Here is a 2,543-nt window from a genome sequence, read left to right as displayed (position 1 = left end):
GATCAACCGCATCCGGCTGACGCGGCTCGCGGAAGGAGCCCCACCATGAGCCCCACCCCGGGCCTGATACGGGGTCTGATACGGGGCCCGGGGTGGGGCTCATGGTGGGGCTCCTTCCGCGAGCCGCGTCAGCCGGATGCGGTTGATCTTGCCGAGTTCCCGTCGCACGATCTCGCGTTCGTGTTCCGGCGTGTTGTCGATCCGGTGACGAATGGCGTCATACATCTGTTCAGCGGAGAGTCCGGTGGCGCAGATGAGGAAGACGTGGCCGAACTTCTCCTGGTAGGCGAGGTTGTGTTCGAGCATGGCGGCCCTGAGGGCGCCGGAGGCGCCCGCCATGCCCCGCTGTTCACGGACGGACGCCGGGTCGCCCGGGACGGGACGGCCGATGGGCGGGTGCGCCACCATCGCCTCCGCGAGGTCCTCCGCCGTCAGCGCGGCCATGGCCGCGTCGCTCGCCGCGTGCAGCGCCGCGCTGTCGGGAAAAGGGCGGTGCGCGAGCACCGCGCTCCCCCATGCCCCGCTGGCGCAGATCTCGCGCAGCGCGGCGCGGGCATCGCTTTCCTGGGCCGTGTTGAACCGGGTGAGCCCCGGTGTCGTACGCGACGTCATGGTCGCCTCCATGGCCGCTCGACGGTCGGCTGGGACGGGCTGCGCTCAGCTAACGCCTTCACGAACGCGGCGTCAACAGTTTGTTGAAATCACGGTTCTTCGCGAAGAGGGCCCGGCCCCGTCAGGGGCGCGGGGAACTGCGCGACAAGCCACGACGCGCCCGCAGCCGCGCGCCGGGCTCGGGTGGCAACCCGGTGGGCGAGCGGGCCACCGGCCCGCAGCCGCGCGCGCAGCGCAAGACGCACCCCCGGTAGGCGCCCCTACACTCCCCGCCGCGCACTCTCCCGGTTCAGGTAGTTGTACACAGTGAACCGGCTGACGCCGAGCGCAGCGGCAACCGTCTCCACACCGTGCCGCACGGCGAACGCGCCGCGTGCCTCCAGGCCGCGGACGACCGACTGCTTGGCCTTGCGGTCCAGTTCGGCGAGCGGCATGCCGTGCTTGCGTTCGAGGTCGGCGAGGATGTGGTCGAGCGAGTCGGAGAGGTGCGGCAGCCGTACGGCCACGACCTCGCGCCCTTCCCAGGCCAGCACGACGTCGTCGCCGCGGGCGAGCGCCGGCTCGACCATCTCACCGCCCAGGGCGTCGACGAGCGGCTTGACCGCGGCGCGGAACGACTCGTCCGTCGCGCCGGTCACGAGCCCTCCTCCGCCACCACGTTGAGCTGCAGCGACACCCGGGTGGCCCCGGCCTTCAGGGACTCGCGCAACACGTCGCCCACCGTCGCGAGGACGGTCTCGGCACGGCCCTCCATGGTGTTGCCGAACGGGCCGACGTCCACGGCGTCCAGGTCGGCGCCCTGCACGACCTGACGGGCCGCCACGGCGTGGGGCGGGGCCTCGTCGAGGTCGAAGGGCTCGGTCGTGAACTCCACTCGCAATCGCAGCATGGGCCAACGGTAGCTCCGCCACGGCTCTTGACAGCTTCCCTGAGCACGCGCACGCTTCCACAAAACAGAATCCAACTTCCGAATAACGGAAGGAAAGTGACGCCCATGGGTCCGCCCGAGCCGCGCTCCCCCGAGCCGCGTTTCGCCGTGAACCTCTCCCTCCTCCTCACCGAACTCCCCTTGCTCGAACGCCCCGCGGCAGCGGCCGCGGCCGGTTTCACCGCCGTCGAGCTGTGGTGGCCCTGGCCCGGCCACCCCGTACCGGAGAAGCGGCGGCTGGACGCCCTCCGCGCCGCGCTGGAGGACGCGGGCACGCGCCTGGTGGGCCTGAACTTCTACGCCGGGCGCCTCCCCGGGCCCGACCGGGGCGCGCTCTCGCTCCCCGGCCCGGAGTCCGAGCGCTTCCGCGCCAACCTCGGCGTCGCGGCCGACTTCGCCGCCTCGCTGGGCTGTACGGCTCTCAACGCGCTGTACGGGAACCGCGTCCCGGGCATCGACGGGAAGGTCCAGGACGCGCTGGCCCTGGACAACCTGGTACGCGCGGCCCGCGCCGCCGACCGCGCCGGGGCCGTACTCCTCGTCGAGGCCCTCAACGCGGTGGAGTCACCGCGGTACCCGGTGACCACCGCGGAGCGGGCCGCCGAGGTGGTGGACGCCGTGAACGCGGCGAGCGGTCTGGACAACGCGCGGCTCCTGCTCGACCTCTACCACCTGGCCATGGGCGACGCCGACCTGCTCGCCACCATCGCCCGCTGGACGCCCATGACGGGCCACGTCCAGATCGCCGACGCCCCGGGCCGAGGCGCACCGGGCACGGGCCTGCTGGACTTCCCTGCCCTGCTCGACGCGTTGGGGACAGCGTGCTACGCGGGCTGGGTGGGCCTGGAGTACAAGGCCGACCGAACAAAGGCATTCGACTGGCTGCACAAAACGCCGTGGGCGCAGCCCCTTTAGGGGGCTGCGCCCTTTAGGGGCGCGGGGAACTGCGCGCCCAGCCACAACGGACCCGCAGCCGCGCGCAGCGCAAGCCGCACCCCAGTAG

The 2,543-nt window shown here is 72.2% G+C and carries 4 protein-coding genes; 1 reads left to right on the top strand and 3 read right to left on the bottom strand.

Going from position 1 to position 2,543, the window contains the following annotated elements:
* Positions 1 to 99 precede the first annotated feature (99 nt).
* The 3 genes from uraD to K6I34_RS35455 form a co-directional block, all read right to left on the bottom strand.
* Positions 100 to 612, bottom strand: a complete 513-nt coding sequence (gene uraD / locus K6I34_RS35465; protein ID WP_229332145.1) for a 2-oxo-4-hydroxy-4-carboxy-5-ureidoimidazoline decarboxylase — start codon at positions 610 to 612, stop codon at positions 100 to 102.
* Positions 613 to 872: 260 nt separating this feature from the next.
* Positions 873 to 1,250: a helix-turn-helix domain-containing protein gene (locus K6I34_RS35460; RefSeq protein WP_229332144.1), complete on the bottom strand. Its 378-nt coding sequence runs from the start codon at positions 1,248 to 1,250 to the stop codon at positions 873 to 875.
* On the bottom strand, positions 1,247 to 1,498 hold the full coding sequence (locus K6I34_RS35455; protein ID WP_229332146.1) for a thiamine-binding protein: 252 nt from the start codon (positions 1,496 to 1,498) through the stop codon (positions 1,247 to 1,249). The genes K6I34_RS35460 and K6I34_RS35455 overlap by 4 nt, the downstream gene beginning before the upstream one ends.
* Before the next feature lie 108 nt (positions 1,499 to 1,606).
* Here K6I34_RS35455 and K6I34_RS35450 point away from each other — a divergent pair, with 108 nt between their 5' ends.
* Positions 1,607 to 2,455 (top strand): TIM barrel protein, encoded by an 849-nt coding sequence (locus K6I34_RS35450; protein ID WP_229332143.1) that lies wholly within the window; start codon positions 1,607 to 1,609, stop codon positions 2,453 to 2,455.
* Positions 2,456 to 2,543: the final 88 nt, after the last annotated feature.

This window comes from Streptomyces sp. UNOC14_S4, assembly GCF_020740835.1.
Lineage (GTDB): Bacteria > Actinomycetota > Actinomycetes > Streptomycetales > Streptomycetaceae > Streptomyces.
The sequence above is the reverse complement of the archived record's forward strand: the minus strand, read 5'-3'. Positions and strand labels throughout refer to the sequence as shown.

Excerpts from the sequence above, each read along its gene's own strand:
- uraD (WP_229332145.1), bottom strand. The coding sequence starts at position 612 with ATGACGTCGCGTACGACACCGGGGCTCACCCGGTTCAACACGGCCCAG.
- K6I34_RS35450 (WP_229332143.1), top strand. The coding sequence starts at position 1,607 with ATGGGTCCGCCCGAGCCGCGCTCCCCCGAGCCGCGTTTCGCCGTGAAC.